Source organism: Microbacterium sp. STN6 (assembly GCF_026410545.1).
Lineage (GTDB): Bacteria > Actinomycetota > Actinomycetes > Actinomycetales > Microbacteriaceae > Root112D2.
Window position 1 is genome coordinate 359,939 of the sequence record NZ_JAPMIT010000004.1, and the last position, 15,170, is coordinate 375,108.

General features: G+C 68.0%; 14 protein-coding genes and 1 tRNA gene. 4 read left to right on the top strand and 11 right to left on the bottom strand.

The features are described from left to right. Nucleotides 1-115 precede the first annotated feature (115 nt). Together OSC27_RS13890 and OSC27_RS13895 are read left to right on the top strand one after the other, a co-directional pair. Nucleotides 116-940 carry a DeoR/GlpR family DNA-binding transcription regulator gene (locus OSC27_RS13890; protein ID WP_267182063.1) on the top strand — a complete coding sequence of 275 codons (825 nt, stop codon included), beginning with the start codon at nucleotides 116-118 and terminating at the stop codon, nucleotides 938-940. Nucleotides 941-963: 23 nt separating this feature from the next. Next, nucleotides 964-1,890, top strand: coding sequence for an aldose 1-epimerase family protein (locus tag OSC27_RS13895; protein WP_267182064.1), 927 nt, complete (start codon nucleotides 964-966; stop codon nucleotides 1,888-1,890). Nucleotides 1,891-2,049: 159 nt separating this feature from the next. Here the strand turns inward: OSC27_RS13895 and OSC27_RS13900 are convergent, their stop codons facing one another. Both OSC27_RS13900 and OSC27_RS13905 read right to left on the bottom strand, forming a co-directional pair. Beyond that, nucleotides 2,050-2,613: a YceI family protein gene (locus OSC27_RS13900; protein WP_267182065.1), complete on the bottom strand. Its 564-nt coding sequence runs from the start codon at nucleotides 2,611-2,613 to the stop codon at nucleotides 2,050-2,052. Between the two features lie 140 nt (nucleotides 2,614-2,753). Continuing rightward, complete coding sequence (locus OSC27_RS13905; RefSeq protein WP_267182066.1) at nucleotides 2,754-3,518, bottom strand: TetR/AcrR family transcriptional regulator; 765 nt, start codon at nucleotides 3,516-3,518, stop codon at nucleotides 2,754-2,756. A gap of 139 nt (nucleotides 3,519-3,657) precedes the next feature. On the opposite strand from OSC27_RS13905, the gene OSC27_RS13910 reads away from it, so the two are divergent. Beyond that, nucleotides 3,658-5,124, top strand: a complete 1,467-nt coding sequence (locus OSC27_RS13910) for an MFS transporter (protein WP_323374146.1) — start codon at nucleotides 3,658-3,660, stop codon at nucleotides 5,122-5,124. Nucleotides 5,125-5,189: 65 nt separating this feature from the next. On the opposite strand, the gene OSC27_RS13915 is transcribed toward OSC27_RS13910, so the two are convergent. Beyond that, nucleotides 5,190-5,262 (bottom strand) — tRNA-Lys (locus OSC27_RS13915). Between the two features lie 16 nt (nucleotides 5,263-5,278). Between OSC27_RS13915 and OSC27_RS13920 the strand changes: the two genes are divergently transcribed. Then, entirely contained in the window at nucleotides 5,279-5,908 is a 630-nt protein-coding gene (locus tag OSC27_RS13920) for a DNA-directed RNA polymerase subunit beta (RefSeq protein ID WP_267182067.1), read from the top strand. 247 nt (nucleotides 5,909-6,155) lie between these two features. Here the strand turns inward: OSC27_RS13920 and pstB are convergent, their stop codons facing one another. The 8 genes from pstB to OSC27_RS13960 form a co-directional block, all read right to left on the bottom strand. Beyond that, nucleotides 6,156-6,935, bottom strand: a complete 780-nt coding sequence (gene pstB / locus OSC27_RS13925) for a phosphate ABC transporter ATP-binding protein PstB (RefSeq protein ID WP_267182068.1) — start codon at nucleotides 6,933-6,935, stop codon at nucleotides 6,156-6,158. Between the two features lie 17 nt (nucleotides 6,936-6,952). Then, complete coding sequence (pstA, locus tag OSC27_RS13930) at nucleotides 6,953-8,044, bottom strand: phosphate ABC transporter permease PstA (protein ID WP_416348866.1); 1,092 nt, start codon at nucleotides 8,042-8,044, stop codon at nucleotides 6,953-6,955. 32 nt (nucleotides 8,045-8,076) lie between these two features. Then, entirely contained in the window at nucleotides 8,077-9,015 is a 939-nt protein-coding gene (pstC, locus tag OSC27_RS13935) for a phosphate ABC transporter permease subunit PstC (protein WP_267182070.1), read from the bottom strand. A gap of 42 nt (nucleotides 9,016-9,057) precedes the next feature. After that, complete coding sequence (gene pstS / locus OSC27_RS13940; RefSeq protein ID WP_267182071.1) at nucleotides 9,058-10,170, bottom strand: phosphate ABC transporter substrate-binding protein PstS; 1,113 nt, start codon at nucleotides 10,168-10,170, stop codon at nucleotides 9,058-9,060. A 133-nt stretch (nucleotides 10,171-10,303) separates the two neighbouring features. Then, entirely contained in the window at nucleotides 10,304-11,239 is a 936-nt protein-coding gene (locus OSC27_RS13945; RefSeq protein WP_267182072.1) for an NUDIX hydrolase, read from the bottom strand. Further along, nucleotides 11,236-13,413: an RNA degradosome polyphosphate kinase gene (locus tag OSC27_RS13950; protein WP_267182073.1), complete on the bottom strand. Its 2,178-nt coding sequence runs from the start codon at nucleotides 13,411-13,413 to the stop codon at nucleotides 11,236-11,238. Before OSC27_RS13950 ends, OSC27_RS13945 begins: the two co-directional genes overlap by 4 nt. Then, the gene (gene mshD, locus OSC27_RS13955; RefSeq protein ID WP_267182074.1) at nucleotides 13,413-14,441 is read right to left on the bottom strand and encodes a mycothiol synthase; all 1,029 of its coding nucleotides are present in this window, start codon (nucleotides 14,439-14,441) and stop codon (nucleotides 13,413-13,415) included. The genes OSC27_RS13950 and mshD overlap by 1 nt, the downstream gene beginning before the upstream one ends. Further along, complete coding sequence (locus OSC27_RS13960; RefSeq protein ID WP_267182075.1) at nucleotides 14,410-15,105, bottom strand: response regulator transcription factor; 696 nt, start codon at nucleotides 15,103-15,105, stop codon at nucleotides 14,410-14,412. Before OSC27_RS13960 ends, mshD begins: the two co-directional genes overlap by 32 nt. Between the last annotated feature and the right edge of the window lie 65 nt (nucleotides 15,106-15,170).

Here is a 15,170-nt window from a genome sequence, read left to right on the forward strand (position 1 = left end):
GGTGTTCCCCTGCCGTTCGCTTGCGAATGTGAAAGCGATTCTACACATTCGCCCCGCCTCGAGCGTCGCACATTTACGTATTGACAAGAGAACGAAAGAGAACGAAGATCGGGCCATGCCTGATGCGAACGAACAGCAACTGCCGGCATCCGTTCGTCGCAGCCGCATGCTCGAGCGCATTGTCGCCGACGGGTTCGCCACCGTGAGCGAGCTCGGCGAGAGATTCGGTGTGTCGGATGTCACGATCCGCAACGATCTCGACGTGCTGATCGAGTACGAGCCCATCCGCCGGGTGCACGGCGGCGTCGTCGTCAGCTCGCCGACCGCCGAGCGCGAGTCGTCGTTCGAGGAATCGCTCGCCGCATCCGCGCCCGAGAAGCGCGCGATCGCGCGGGGCGCGGTCGACCTGATCGAGTCGGGCATGAGCGTGATTCTCGACGTCGGCACCACCACGGCCGCCCTCGCGCGGGAGATCGTGGCCCGCGACGACCTCACGAACCTCACCGTGATCACCAACGGCCTCGCCCTCGCCCTCGAACTCGAGAAGGCGATCGGCCGCCTGCAGGTCGTTGTGACCGGCGGAACGCTGCGCCCGCTTCAGCACTCGCTCGTCGACCCGCTTGCCTCGACGCTGTTCGCCAGGGTCACCGCAGACATTGCGTTCATCGGCTGCAACGGCGTCTCGGCCCGCTATGGGGTGACCAACGTCAACCTGCCCGAGGCCGAGCTCAAGCGGCTGATGGTCGCCAGCGCGGCCCGCGCGGTGGTGGTCGCCGACGGCAGCAAGGTCGGGTCGCGGAGCCTCGGCAGGGTGGCCGCTCTCGGGGAGCTGAGCGCGCTCGTGACGGGCGCATCCGCGCCACTCGATCAGGTTCGTGAACTGCGCGAGGCGGGCCTCGAGGTGCTCGTCGCCACTGCCGATGGCGACCGCCGCGACTGAGACGAGAGGGTTAAGCTGGGCGAATGCGTGCACCCACCGGAGAACAGTTCGAACTCACCCGTCAGACGCCCGCAGGCGAGGCCCGCGCGGTCATCACCGAGGTCGCCGCGTCGCTGCGGCAGTTCACGCTCGGCGGCGTCGACCTGACCGAGCCGTACCCGCAGAACGCGACTCCGCCGTCGGGCGTCGGCATCGTGCTGGTGCCCTGGCCGAACCGCGTGAAAGACGGCCGGTGGCAGCTGAACGGGCAGACGCAGCAGCTCGATCTCACCGAGCCGGACCGCGACAACGCGATCCACGGCCTGCTCCGGTACAGCCCGTACACGGCGGGCGAGCGCAGCGCGTCGGCGGTCACGCTGCACGCAACCGTGTTCCCGCAGGCGGGCTACCCGTTCCTGCTCGACACGTCCGTGACCTACGAGATCGTCGACGACGGACTGACCGTCACGCACACCATCACGAACGCCGGAACCGAGGCCGCGCCGGTGGCCGTGGGGACGCATCCGTACTTCAAGATCGGCGACGTGCCCACGGCCGACCTCACGATCACCGTGCGCGCCGACACGCACTTCGAGGTCGACGACCGCCTCAATATCGTGGGCGAGCACCCGGTCGAGGGCACGAAGTACGACCTGCGCGGCGGCAAGCGGGTCGGCGACCTCACGCTCGACGACGGCTGGGCCGACGTCACGATCACGGATGGCCGCGGCGAGCAGACGCTCACCGCGCCAGACGGCCGCACGGTTTCGATGTGGAGCGATGAGCACTTCGGCTACGTGCAGGTGTTCACCTCGCGCAGCCTGCCCACGCTCGCCGACGGCGAGGTGGCGATCGCGATCGAGCCCATGACGGCCCCGACGAACGCGCTGAACACCGGCCGCTCGCTCACGTGGCTGGAGCCGGGCGACACATGGACCGTGCGCTGGGGCATGCGCCACACCGGCTTCTGACGAACGCGGGTTGAGGAGCCGACTGAACGTGGGTTGAGGAGCCGACTGAACGCGGGTTGAGGAGCCGGCCGCAGGCCGGCGTCTCGAAACCCAGCCCACGCAAAGCGGGCCCGGCGCTGTGCGCCGAGCCCGCCATCCGCTCGCTAAAACCTGCTGCGACTACTGCTGGAGCGTCGCCTGCAGCTCGAGGGTGATGGTCACCTTGTCGCCGAGCAGCATTCCGCCGGTCTCGAGGGCGGCGTTGTAGGTGAGGCCGAAGTCCTCGCGGTTGATCTCGGTCGTGGCGGTCGCGCCGGCCTTGTAGTTGCCGTAGGGGTCCTGGGCGAAGCCGCCGAACTCGAAGGCGAAGGTGACCTTCTTGGTGACGCCCTTGATGGTCAGGTCGCCGTCGACGAAGAAGTCGCCCTTGTTCTCGCGCACGCCGGTCGACACGAAGTCGATGGTCGGGTAGGTCTCGGCCTCGAAGAAGTCGCCCGTGCGCAGGTGCGCGTCGCGGTTGGCGTCGCGCGTCTCGACCGAAGTGACCGTGGCGTGGGCGGTGACGCTGGAGTCGAGCGGGTCCTCGCCGGTCACGAATGTGGCATCGAACTCGGCGAAACGGCCCTTGACCTTGCTCACCATGAGGTGCCGAATGCTGAAGCCGACCTCGCTGTGCGCCGGGTCGATGGTCCAGGTGCCGGCGCGGTAGCCGGGAATCGTGGTGGTGAGTGTGGTCTCAGACATGCATTCTCCTCGAAGGTTAGAAGTGGAGGTGAGGGCCGCGCCCTCGATGCATGCAACTGCATAGATATCCCGGCTATTCCCGCCGACGCAAAATGCGCGGAAAGCGCGATCGCACCGACGCGATCGCACCGACGAAAGACCTACTCGGCCGAGGAGGGAAGCCTGAAAAGCTGCCCAAGGGTGAAGTCGAAACGCTCGTGCCCGTCTCCTGTGCTGAGCTCCCGCGCGTGCGCGACGGTGTTGGGGAAGAGGCTCGTCGGCAGCATGCGCAGCCGCTCGACGATCTCGTCGTTGTCGTTGTCGTGTTCGTGTTCGTTGTCGTGGTCGCCTCCTTCTTCGCCATTCCCCGGCCTGCTGCGCAGTGACGCCTCCAGGCTGTATGCGGCGACGTAGAGATACGCGGCGTCGATCGCCCACGCGGCGAATTGAGGGGGAGCGCCTCCCGCCAGCAGAAGCGTCAGCAGCCCCTCGTTGATTCGAAGCGTTTCCAGGCTGGTCGGTGTCGCTGCCATCGCCGCAGTCGCGATGCCCGGGTACCGCAGGAACTGATCGCGCAATTGCCCGCAGACGTTCATGATCTGCGCCTGCCACTGCTTCGGGTCCGGCTCCGGCAGCATCACGTGAGAGCACAGCTCTCCGATCAGCAGGTCGTCGAGCGCGGCCTTGTTGCGAACGTGAGCGTAGAGCGATGCCGCGCCGGTCTGCAGGGCCGCGGCAACACGCCGCATCGTCACGGCCTCAAAGCCCTCGGCCTCGATGAGCTCAAGGGCGGTGTGCACGATCCGTTCGACGGTGAGGGGGGCTTTGCGAGAGCGAGCCGGGGTCGGTGGATTCTCGAGCGCAGCGATCTGAGCGATCCAGCGCTGGCGGGAGTCGTCACCGCGTTTCGCATTCTTCTCGGCCATGTCGTCACTCTAGCAGTTGACACGAACGGCGTTTGAGCGTAGAACGGTGTTCGACATCGGAACGACGTTCGAGAATCGAGCGGTGTTCGGAAGTCGATCGCCTACCGCTTGGTAGATCACCCGCAGAGAAGGAGTGAACATGATCACCCAGAACGACGAAGCCGCGGCAACGGAGCTTCAGAGCAGATATCGGCCTCGGACGCTGCGGGACGCCTGGATGGCTCTCGCCGGCCTCTCCGCCGTCTTCCTGTTCGAGATGTTGGACAACTCGATCCTGAACGTCGCTCTGCCGACGATCGGCCATGACCTGCACGCGTCGACCACGGGCCTCCAGTGGGTGACGAGCTCGTATTCCATCGTGTTCGGCTCCCTGATGCTGGTTTTCGGCGCCGTCGCCGATCGCTTCGGCCGACGGCGCATCATGCTCATCGGCCTGGCCCTGCTCGGCGTCGCCAGCCTTGCGACCCTGTTCGTCAGCACAGAGGGGCAGTTGATCGCCGTCCGTTCTGTCATGGGGGCCGCCGCCGCGATGACGACGCCAGGGTCGATGGCGCTCGCCTTCCGGCTGTTCGACACCGATCGACTTCGCGTTCGTGCCATCACCCTCATCTCCACCGTTGGGCTCGTCGGGCTCGCGATCGGCCCGACCGTGGGCGGCCTGGTGCTCGCATTCGCGCCCTGGCAGGTGCTGCTACTCGTGAACGTGCCGATCGCGGCGCTGGCAATCGTCGGCATTCGTCTCGGCATCGCAGCGGATGCTGCTGCCGACCTCCATCGCGATCCGATCGACGTGCTCGGGGCCGCTCTCGGCACGGCGACGATCGTCTTTGCGCTTGTCGCACCCACGCTCTTCGTGGAGTCCGGCGTCGCCTCGTGGGAGCCGTGGGCGGCCACGGCCGCCGCCGTCGCCGGCCTGATCCTCTTCGTGCTCAGGCAGCGGTCGGCCCGCTATCCGCTGCTCGACCTCAAGCTCGTCGCGCACCCCCTGGTCTCAAGCGGACTGGCGTTCAAGGCGGCAGCGGGGCTCGCGACGGCCGGGCTGGGCTACCTGGTCACGCTGCAACTCCAGCTTCAGTGGGGTTGGCCGCCGGCGCTCGCCTCGATTGGAATGCTGCCGCAGGTTGCCGTTCTGATCGCAGGCGGCGCATTCGTCGATCCGTTCGTGCGATGGATCGGGCTGGTTCGAGCGGCATGGCTGAGCGCCATCGCTGTCGTGGCCGGCCTCGCCATCTACAGCCTCTTCAACGGCTTCGGATATGTGTGGATCGCGGTCGCACTCGCGCTGGTGGCCGCTGGTCTTCGCGTCGTCGGCGTCGTCGCCGCCACGAATGTGCTCAGTGGACTGCCCGAGAACCGCACCACGATCGGCGCGGCGCTTTCCGACACGGCAACCGAGGTGGCCAACGGTGTGGGCATCGCGGCAGCAGGCACCATCCTTGCCGCGCTGTTCGCGGGAAGCATCACCGCATCGAACTGGAGCCACGTGCAAGCCACGCAATTCCAGTCGGGAGTGTCGACGGCGGGGTTCGTGCTCACGGTGCTGGCCGCGGCTCTCGTGGCCTGGGGGATCGCTCGGACTCGACCCGCCGCTGCCGAGCGGGGCTGAGCGGCATCACCGTCACCAGTTGCCTCGTGCGTCCTCAAGCAACTCCCGGGAACTCACTGCGACGGTGGGCCCGGAGGGGCTCGAACCCTCGACCCGCGGATTAAAAGTCCGATGCTCTACCAACTGAGCTACAGGCCCGTAAGCTTAAATCTACATGCCTGACAACTTCCACAAGCCCACTCAGTTCCCCAGCGGCCGGTTCGAGGCGTTCCACGGCGGCGACGACCCCGCCGAGACGAGCCGCATCGCACACGAGACCGCGCAGGCGCTCCTCGCCCGCGTGCGCGCCGACCCCACCGAGGCCGTCGTCGGCCGGCTCGTCACGTTCACCGACGAGCACGGCATCGATGCCATCGCCGAACTCTGGTCGCGTTCCCTGCCCCGCTCGCTCCCGGGCGCGCTCTGGCGCATCTACCTGCTGCGCGTGCTGATCCGACAGGACCCGCAGGCCACCAGCTACCTCTTCCAGCGGGGCACCGAGGTGAGCACCACCATCGATCCCGTCGTCGCCGGAGCCCCCATCCCCACCGGCCCTGCCGAGATCACCGAGCTCGCCGACCGCATCCTTCGCGGCGCCTTCGAGGGCGACTTCGCCATCGCGCTCGAGAGGGCCGCCGCGTTCTGCCGCGTTGTCGCCGCCGGCTGCGCGAGCATCGCCGACGACCACGACGTCACCGAACCCGCTCGCTCCGCCGAGCTCACTACGCGCGCCCTGCGCTTCTCCGAGACCGCCAACGAGCTTGCCGGATGCGCGCGCCTCTGGCGCAGCGATTCCCTCGAATAGCGGCCCACGTTGCCCGCGTCACCTGACCCTGAGAGTCCCGTGAGCATCCGGGAATGCAGGAACGGCTCGCTCGGTTACACTGGGCGTGGCCGGGCCGTGGTAACCCCGGGCTCCAATATTCGCCGCTTCGAGCGGCCTCGCGCCGAGAGGCGTTCCGCGGCCTGGCCACCATCATCTCCACGCGAGAGCGGCGTCACGCGAGAACTGCGTAACGCCCGGGGCGTGGCGCTGTGAGTGCAGCGTCGACTCAGCCGAACTTGCCCGAGACGTAGTCCTCGGTCGCCTGCACAGACGGCCTCGAGAAGATCGTGGCGGTGTCGTCGTACTCGATCAGCGTGCCGGGGGTGCCAGCCCCAGAGATGTTGAAGAACGCGGTGCGGTCTGAGACGCGCGAGGCCTGCTGCATGTTGTGGGTCACGATCACGATCGTGTACTGCTGCTTGAGCTCCTCGATGAGATCCTCGATCGCGAGCGTCGAGATCGGGTCGAGTGCCGAGCACGGCTCGTCCATCAGCAGCACGTCGGGCGCGACGGCCACCGCGCGCGCGATGCACAGGCGCTGCTGCTGGCCGCCCGACAGGCTCGAGCCCGGCAGGTTCAACCGGTCCTTCACCTCGTTCCACAGGTTGGCAGAGGCCAGGGAACGTTCGACCAGGTCATCCGCGTCGGCCCGCGGCATCCGTCGATTGTTCAAACGAACGCCCGCGAGCACGTTCTCGCGAATGGACATGGTGGGGAACGGGTTGGGGCGCTGGAACACCATGCCCACCTGCCTGCGCACGAGAACCGGGTCGACGTCGGGCGCGTAGAGATCGTCGCCGTCGATCAGCACGCGGCCCTCGACGCGGGCGCCCGGCACGACCTCGTGCATGCGGTTGAGGGTGCGCAGCAGGGTGGATTTGCCGCAGCCGCTCGGGCCGATGAACGCCGTCACCGTGCGGGGCTCGATGGTGAGCGAGACGTTCTGCACCGCGAGGAAGCGGCTGTAGTAGACGTCGAGATCGGTGACTTCGATGCGCTTGGACAACGGTGAGGCTCCTTGGGCTAACGGCCGTAACGGGGGGCGAAGATGCGGGCGATGACGCGGCCGGCGAGGTTCAGCACCATGACGATGATGATGAGCGTAAGCGCGCCGGCCCATGCGCGGTCGACCGCCGCCTGAGCATGCAGCCCCGCAGCCTGCGTGTACTGCGTGTAGACGAAGACCGGCAGGGTCATCATGCGATCCGAGAAGAGGTCGTAGTTCATGCTGGCGGTGAATCCCGCCACGATGAGCAGCGGCGCCGTCTCGCCGATCACCCGCGCAATGGCGAGCATGACGCCCGTCACGAGCCCGGCGATCGAGGTGGGCAGCACGATCTTCAGCACCGTGAGCCACTTCGGCACGCCGAGGGCGAGGGAGGCCTCGCGCAGCTCGTTCGGCACGAGGCGCAGAATCTCCTCGCTCGAGCGCACGACCACCGGGATCATGAGCACGCTCAGCGAGACCGCCCCGACGAAGCCGCTGCGAATGCCCGGGTTGCCGGTGGCCAGGGCGAAGAGGGCGAACGCGAAAAGTCCCGCGACGATCGAGGGGATGCCCATCATCACGTCGACGAAGAAGGTGATGCCGCGCGCCAGCGCCCCGCGGCCGTACTCCACGAGGTAGATCGACGCGAGCAGGCCGACCGGAACCGAGATCAGCGTCGCCATGCCGGTGATCTCGAGCGTGCCCACGATGGCGTGCAGGCCTCCTCCTCCCGCGCCGATCACATTGCGCATGGACTCGGTGAAGTACGCGGTGTCGAACCGGGCGAGGCCGTTCTGCAGCACGGTCGCCACGAGCGAGACGAGGGGGAGCAGCGCGATCACGAACGCGGTCGAGACGAGCGAGGTCACGAGCCGGTCGAGTGCCCGCCTTCGGCCCTCGACCAGCAGGGCGAGGCTCCAGATGGCGACGTCGAAGAGCACGGTGCCGAAGAAGATGGTGCCCACCAGGTTGAAGCCGTCGCTCGCGCCCGCGGCGTCGAGAATGCCGAACAGGCCGCCCGTGACCAGCCAGCTCGCCGCGAGCGTCGCCCAGGCGGTGCCGCGCGGCAGCCGAGCCGCCGCATAGAGGCCGCCGCGCCGCGCCGCGACCGCGCCCGCGCCCGGCATCGTCGTGGCACTAGGCGTGCTGGTCGTGGTCGTCATGCGTTGGCTCCCGAGAAGGCGCGGCGCCGGCCCACGATGTATCGGGCGATCATGTTGATGCCGAGCGTCACGAGGAACAGCACGAGCCCCGACGCGATGAGCGCGTTCACCGAGACGCCTGTCGCCTCAGGGAACTGCAGCGCGATGTTGGCCGCGATCGTGTTCGGGTTGATCGAGGTCAGCAGGAACATATTGACCACCAGTGCGGGCGAGAGCACCATGGCCACCGCCATCGTCTCGCCGAGCGCGCGGCCGAGCCCAAGCATGATCGCCGACACGATGCCTGCCCGCGCGAACGGCAGCACCGCCATGCGGATCATCTCCCACCGCGTCGCCCCCAGCGCGAGAGCCGCCTCCTCGTGCAGCCGCGGCGCCTGCAGAAAGACCTCGCGGCAGATCGCCGTCATGATCGGCAGCACCATGACCGCCAGAACGACGGATGCCGTCAGCACCGTGCGCCCTGTGCCCGAAACCGGGCCCGCGAAGAGAGGAATCCAGCCCAGGTTCGCCACCAGCCACGAGTACATCGGCTGCACGAACGGCGCCAGCACGACGATGCCCCAGAGCCCGAAGACCACCGACGGCACCGCCGCGAGCAGGTCGATCACATAGCCGAGCGCCTGCGCCAGCCGGCGCGGCGCGTAGTGCGAGATGAACAGGGCGATGCCGATCGACAGCGGCGTTGCCACCAGGAGCGCGAGAAACGCCGACCAGATCGTGCCGAAGACCAGCGGCCAGACGTACACCCAGAAGTTCTGCGCCGTACCTGGAAGCTCGCCGGGGCCGGCGCCGAGGGCGGGCAGGCTCTGCGCGATGAGGAACACCGCGACCGCGGCGAGCACGATGAGAATCAGTGCTCCCGCGGTCGCGGCGCTGCCAGCGAAGACCCGATCGCCCAGGCGAATTCCGCCGCGGCGTGCCGTGTCAGTCGTCATGGGCCTCTCGATCTCGTTGGGTCTTCGCGTGGGGTTGTCGTGCTACTTGATGCTCGCGGCGGCGGCCTGAACCTTCGTCGCGAGTTCCGCGCTGAGCGGCGCCGAACCGGTCTGCTCGGCGGAGGCCTGTTGCGCAGCATCCGTGGCAAGGTAGCCCGCGTACGCCTTGACCAGGTCGGCTTTCGCCGAATCCTTGTACTGCTGGCAGGCGATCACGTAGCTGACGAGCACGAGCGGCCAGGCGTCGGCGTCGGTGATGGTGCGGTCGATGTCGACGGCCAGGTCGTGGTCGGCGCGGCCTGACTTGAGTGGCGAGGCGGCGACCACGGCCGCGGCGCCCTTCGCGTTGATCGTCACGAACGCGTCACCCACTTTGAGCTGGGCGATGCTGAGCCCCGCTGAGCCGGACTCGTCGACGTACGTGATGCTGTTCGACGCGCTCTTCGTGGCGTCGGCGACACCCGAGGTGCCCTTGGCCGCGTCGCCCACCTGGTAGGGGAACGTCTGCGAGGCGGGGGCATCCCACACGCTCTTCGCGTTGGCCGCGAGGTACTCGGTGAAGTTCTGCGTGGTGCCGGAGTCGTCGGAACGGTGCACGACTGTGATGGCGGCGTCGGGCAGCTTCGCGTCGGGGTTGAGTGCGGTGAGCGCCTTGTCGTTCCAGCGCGTGATCGAGCCCTTGAAGATGCCGGCGATGGTGTCGGCATCGAGGCGCAGGTCGCTGACGCCGTCCACGTTGTACGCGACCGCGATGGGCGAGATGTACACCGGCAGGTCGATGGCGCCCGAGCCCGGCGTGCACAGGGCGAAGTCGCCGCCGAGCTCGTCGTCGCTAAGCGCCGCGTCCGAGCCGGCGAAATCGGCCGCACCCGAGATGAACGACTTGCGGCCTGCGCCGGAGCCCTGCGGGTCGTAGTTGACCGTGACGTCGGGGTTGTCGGTCTGGAAGCCGGCGGCCCAGACGGTCTCCGCGGCTCCTTGCGCCGACGAGCCGACGGCGCTGAGCGTGCCCTTCAGAGCGGATGCCGGCGCGGCGTCGGCCGCGCCGGTACCGCGCTCGTTCGCCGCGCATCCGCTGAGCGCGATCGTGGCGATCGCCAGCGCGGCGACGGGTGCGGTGATGCGGGCCGATGCGGTGAAGCGAGTGAATGTCACTGTGGCTGTTCCCTTCCCTGGGGATCGTGTGCAGGTGGGCCGGGTCGGCCCGTCTGCGACGCTATTCCCGAGGCGTTACCAGCGTTGCGCACGCCGGTGAACCGGAGGTGAACAGGAGGAGAAGGTTGTGGCGCTACAGCCGCGGGCTGTGCGTCTCGATGGCGATGATGCCCGAGCTGGGATTGGTGGCCGAGAGGTGCACGACCGAGAACGCGCCGGTCTCGAGCGCCGCCGCCTCGCGCAGATACGGGCCACTCGTCGTGCCCGTGGCGAGCGCGATCTCACGCAGGATCACCGGCAGCACCGGCCCGTGCGAGCACAGCACCACGGTGCGGCGCTTACGCACGCGCTTGCCCACGATCTCGCGCACGGTTGCGGCACCGTTCTCATATGCGTCCTGGCTGATGCCCTCTTCGCGCACCGGCTTCAGCCCGAAGGCCGCCGCGAGAGGCGCGACCGTCGCGGCGCAGCGCACCGCCGTGCTCGTGATGAGCTTCCGCGGGTTCCACGCGGCGATGGTGGGCACGTTGCCTGCCGCCTGCTTGGCCCCTCGATCGGTGAGCGGCCGCGAGGCATCCGTTCCCGACCATTCGCCTGCCGGGGTGGCCTTGCCGTGCCGCAGCACGATGAGGGCGAAGGTCTCGGTGACGCCGTCGTCGAGAAGCGTGGCGAAGTTGTCGATGATTTCGACGTCGTGCTCGTACGTGAGGTACTTGCGGGCCTTCTTGATGCTCACCCACTCGAGCGCGGCGACCTCGCCGTTCGGCACGAAAGTCGACCGTGCAACCGCATCGTCATCGACCTGCGCCGCCCAGTAGTGCACGAACTTCTCGCGACCGCTCTCGAGGCGGTAGTTCGAGACGCCGATCGGCACGCCGAGGGTCACCGACAGCCCGGTCTCCTCCTTGATCTCGCGCACCGCGGTCTGGGGCAGGGTCTCGCCCGCGTCGACCTTGCCTTTGGGGATCGTCACGTCGCCGTAGCGCGTGCGGTGGATCACGAGAACGAGGAGCTTGCCCCCCACGATGCGCCAGCAGACGGCGCCTGCGGCGTAGATTGCGGTCGTCACCGGCGGCTGCCCGTGCGCGGCCGGTGCGTGATCTGCTGCATGAGCCTATTCTGCAGGTCCACGAGCGGGTGTCCAGCCTCGTCTTTGCTGTGCCGGCTCCAGACGCCGTCGGAGTCGAGCGACCAGGCCGACACGTTCTCGTCGAACGCCTGGTCGACGAGCGCGTCGAGCTCCCTGATCTGGCCCGGATCGGTGAGGCGCACGAGCGTCTCGACGCGTCGGTCGAGGTTGCGGTGCATCATGTCGGCGCTGCCGATGTACACCTGCGGGTCGCCGTTGTTCACGAACGAGAAGATGCGCGAGTGCTCGAGGTAGCGGCCGAGGATCGATCGCACCCGAATGTTCTCGCTGAGTCCCGGCACGCCCGGCCGCAGCCCGCAGATGCCGCGCACCCACAGGTCGACCGTGACGCCCGCGTTGCTCGCCCGGTAGAGCGCGTCGATGATCGCCTCGTCGACGATCGAATTGAGCTTGATTCGGATGCCGCTGGGCAGCCCCTCCTGCGCGTTCTGCGTCTCCACCTGAATGCGCTTCAGCAGCCCCTTGCGCAGGTGCAGCGGCGCGACGAGCAGCCGCTTGAACTTCTTCTCGATGGCGTAGCCGCTCAGCTCGTTGAAGAGACGGGTCAGATCCTTGCCCACCTGGTCGTCGGCCGTCAGCAGCCCGAGATCCTCGTAGACGCGGCTCGTCTTGGGGTTGTAGTTTCCGGTGCCGATGTGGCTGTAGTGCCGCAGCCCACCCGGCTCGTTGCGAATCACGAGCGCCAGCTTGCAGTGCGTCTTCAGCCCGACGAGGCCGTACACGACGTGCACGCCTGCCTTCTCGAGCTTGCGCGCCCACGAGATGTTGTTCTGCTCGTCGAAGCGGGCCTTGATCTCCACGAGGGCCAGCACCTGCTTGCCCGACTCGGCGGCGTCGATGAGCGCCTCGACGATGGGGCTGTCGCCCGAGGTGCGGTACAGCGTCTGCTTGATGGCGAGCACGTTGGGGTCGGCGGCGGCCTGCTCGAGGAACGCCTGCACGCTGGTCGCGAACGACTCGTAGGGGTGGTGCAGCAGCACGTCGCGCCGGGCGACGGCGGCGAAGACGTCGGGCTTGGCGTTGGGCTCGCGCGCCATGAGGGCCGCCGCGGTTGTGGGCACGTGCGTGGGGTAGTGCAGGTCTGGCCGGTCGATCTTCGACAGGTCGAACAGGCCGCCGAGGTCGAGCGGCGCCGGCAGCCGGTACACCTCCTGCTCGCTCACGTCGAGCTCGCGCACGAGCAGCCCGAGCGTGACCTCGTCCATGTCGTCGGTCACCTCGAGGCGAATGGGCGGTCCGAACCGGCGGCGCAGCAGCTCCTTCTCGAGCGCCTGCAGCAGGTTCTCCGTCTCATCCTCGTCGACCTCGACATCCTCGTTGCGCGTCACACGGAAGATGTGGTGGTCGAGCACCTCCATGCCCGGAAAAAGGTCGCCCAGGTGGTTCGCGATCAGGTCCTCGAGCATGATGAAGCGCATCTGGTCGACGCTTTCGCGCTGGTCGATGCGCATGAACCGCGGCAGCATCTGCGGCACCTTGAGCCGGGCGAACTGCTCCTTGCCGGTCTTGGGGTGGCGAACGCGCACGGAAAGGTTGAGCGAGAGGCCCGAGATATAGGGGAACGGATGCGCGGGGTCCACCGCGAGCGGCATGAGCACCGGGAAGATCCGCCTCGAGAAGATCTCGCGCATCTGCACACGGTCGGCGTCGTCGAGGCTCTCCCAGCTCACGATCTCGATGCCGGCATCGGCGAGGGTCGGCTTCACCGAGTCCTGGTACGCCCTGGCGTGACGCGCCTGCAGCTCGTGCGCCTTGTCGCTCACGTCGGCGAGAACGTCGAGCGGCGCGCGGCCCACGTTGGTCGGCACGGCGAGTCCCGTGAGAATGCGCCGCTTGAGGCCGGCCACGCGCACCATGAAGAACTCGTCGAGGTTGCTGGCGAAGATCGCGAGAAAGTTGGCCCGCTCGAGAATGGGAACGTCGGGATCTTCGGCGAGTTCGAGCACGCGCTGGTTGAACGCCAGCCAGCTCAGTTCGCGGTCCAGGTACCGATCCTCCGGCAGCGTCGGATCGTTCTCGTACACGAAGGGGGCGAAGTCGTCGTCGAAATCGCTCGCCATGCCCGAATCGAGCATGATGTTCTCGCCGTCCATCACAACATCATGGCATCGTGCGCTGAAACTGCACGTCGATACTGCACGTCAATCATGTGGTCGATGAAGCCGCTGGAGCGGTAAAGGCGCAGTGCGGGCTCGTTGTCGCCTTCCACGTAGAGGGTGGCCGACCGGCATCCGCGTGCCGACAATCGGGCGAGGCCCGCCTCAAGCAGCCGCCTGCCGAGCCCTTTGCCCGCGGCGGCCGAATCCACCCCGATCACGTAGATCTCGCCCTCGTCGCTGCCGGGCTCGATCTTGAGCCAGTTGTAGCCGACCATGCGACCGGCGGCATCGCGAGCCACCAGAAAGTCGCCCGCGTCGAACCACGGCTCGGCCTCGCGGTCGGCGAGGTCGGCTTCGCTCACCCGCCCCTGCTCGGGATGCGCGTGGAACACCCGGGCGTTCAGCCGCACCCACTCGCCCTCATCGGCCCCCGGCCGAAACGCCCCGATCGAAAACGACGGAGAAAGTGAAGCGGATGCGGCATCCGTGCCCCCTTCTGCCCCCGTACCCGGCAAAATCTCCGTCGTTTTCGATCGGGCGGCGGTCGACGCGGCGGGCAGCCGGGCCAGGCGCAGTTGCAGCAGAGTGCGCACGAGCGCGAAGCCGAAGCGCGGCGCGAGGGCACGGGCGGCGGGATGGTCGCCGTGCGACCACGCCACGAGGTCACCGGGGTGATCCGGCAGCAACTGCTCGAGGGCCGCCGTGGCGTACCCGTGACCGCGGAACCGCGGGTCGACCACGAGGTCAAGCGCGCCGTCGCCGGCGATCGCGGCGCCAACCGTCTCGCCGCCAACCGTCGCGCCGCCCGCCGTCGCGCCATCGCCGCCCGCCGTCGCGCCGTCCCCGCCCGCGACCCTGAGCAGCACGGGCGCGCGCCTGCCCGCGGCCACGTCGAGGCGGGCCTGCTCGTTGAAGGGGTCGGCGCCGTCGGCGAGCTGCGCAGCATCCGCTACTGAATGAAAAGCGGATGCCGCCGCCGGCTGCCCGAGGTCAGCTACCGACAGGCGGAGTGACGCGCTCATTTTCCTCATCGAGTTGCACGTTGAAGCGGTAACCGACGTTGCGCACGGTGCCGATCACCGATTCCAGGTCGCCGAGCTTGGCGCGCAGGCGGCGAACGTGCACGTCGACCGTGCGCGTTCCGCCGAAGTAGTCGTACCCCCACACCTCGCTCAGCAGCTGCTCGCGAGTGAAGACGCGGGAGGGGTGCGTGGCGAGGAACCGCAGCAGCTCGAACTCCTTGAACGTGAGGTCGAGCGTGCGGCCGTGCGCCTTGGCCGAGTAGCTGGCCTCGTCGATCGTCACGCCGGAGGTCTGGATCTTAGGTTGGTCGTCGCCCATCGACTGGCGGCCGAGCGCGAGGCGAACGCGCGCGTCGATCTCGGCAGGGCCAGCGTCGGCGAGCACGACGTCGCTCACGCCCCACTCCGCGGTGAGCGCGGCGAACCCGCCCTCGGTGATCACGAGCAGCAGCGGGGCGGTCAACCCGGTCGTCGTCAGCAGCTTGCACATCGACTTGGCGCCGGCGAGGTCGTGCCTGGCGTCGAGGAAGATCAGGTCGCACGACGGTGCGTTCACGAGCGAGGCGGGGCTGGCGGGAATCTGGCGGACGCTGTGGCTGAGCAGGGCGAGACCGGGCAGAACCTCCGCGTCTGGCGCAGAAGTCAGGATCAATAGTTGCGCCACGGCGGCCTCCTGATGTGCGTAAGTCAGTGTATCGGACGGCCAGAGCGGCCCCGTCGGCGGCCCCG

Excerpts from the sequence above, each read along its gene's own strand:
- OSC27_RS13890 (WP_267182063.1), top strand. The coding sequence starts at position 116 with ATGCCTGATGCGAACGAACAGCAACTGCCGGCATCCGTTCGTCGCAGC.
- OSC27_RS13895 (WP_267182064.1), top strand. The coding sequence starts at position 964 with ATGCGTGCACCCACCGGAGAACAGTTCGAACTCACCCGTCAGACGCCC.
- OSC27_RS13900 (WP_267182065.1), bottom strand. The coding sequence starts at position 2,613 with ATGTCTGAGACCACACTCACCACCACGATTCCCGGCTACCGCGCCGGC.
- OSC27_RS13905 (WP_267182066.1), bottom strand. The coding sequence starts at position 3,518 with ATGGCCGAGAAGAATGCGAAACGCGGTGACGACTCCCGCCAGCGCTGG.
- OSC27_RS13910 (WP_323374146.1), top strand. The coding sequence starts at position 3,658 with ATGATCACCCAGAACGACGAAGCCGCGGCAACGGAGCTTCAGAGCAGA.
- OSC27_RS13920 (WP_267182067.1), top strand. The coding sequence starts at position 5,279 with ATGCCTGACAACTTCCACAAGCCCACTCAGTTCCCCAGCGGCCGGTTC.
- pstA (WP_416348866.1), bottom strand. The coding sequence starts at position 8,044 with ATGCCGGGCGCGGGCGCGGTCGCGGCGCGGCGCGGCGGCCTCTATGCG.
- pstC (WP_267182070.1), bottom strand. The coding sequence starts at position 9,015 with ATGACGACTGACACGGCACGCCGCGGCGGAATTCGCCTGGGCGATCGG.
- OSC27_RS13950 (WP_267182073.1), bottom strand. The coding sequence starts at position 13,413 with ATGGACGGCGAGAACATCATGCTCGATTCGGGCATGGCGAGCGATTTC.
- mshD (WP_267182074.1), bottom strand. The coding sequence starts at position 14,441 with ATGAGCGCGTCACTCCGCCTGTCGGTAGCTGACCTCGGGCAGCCGGCG.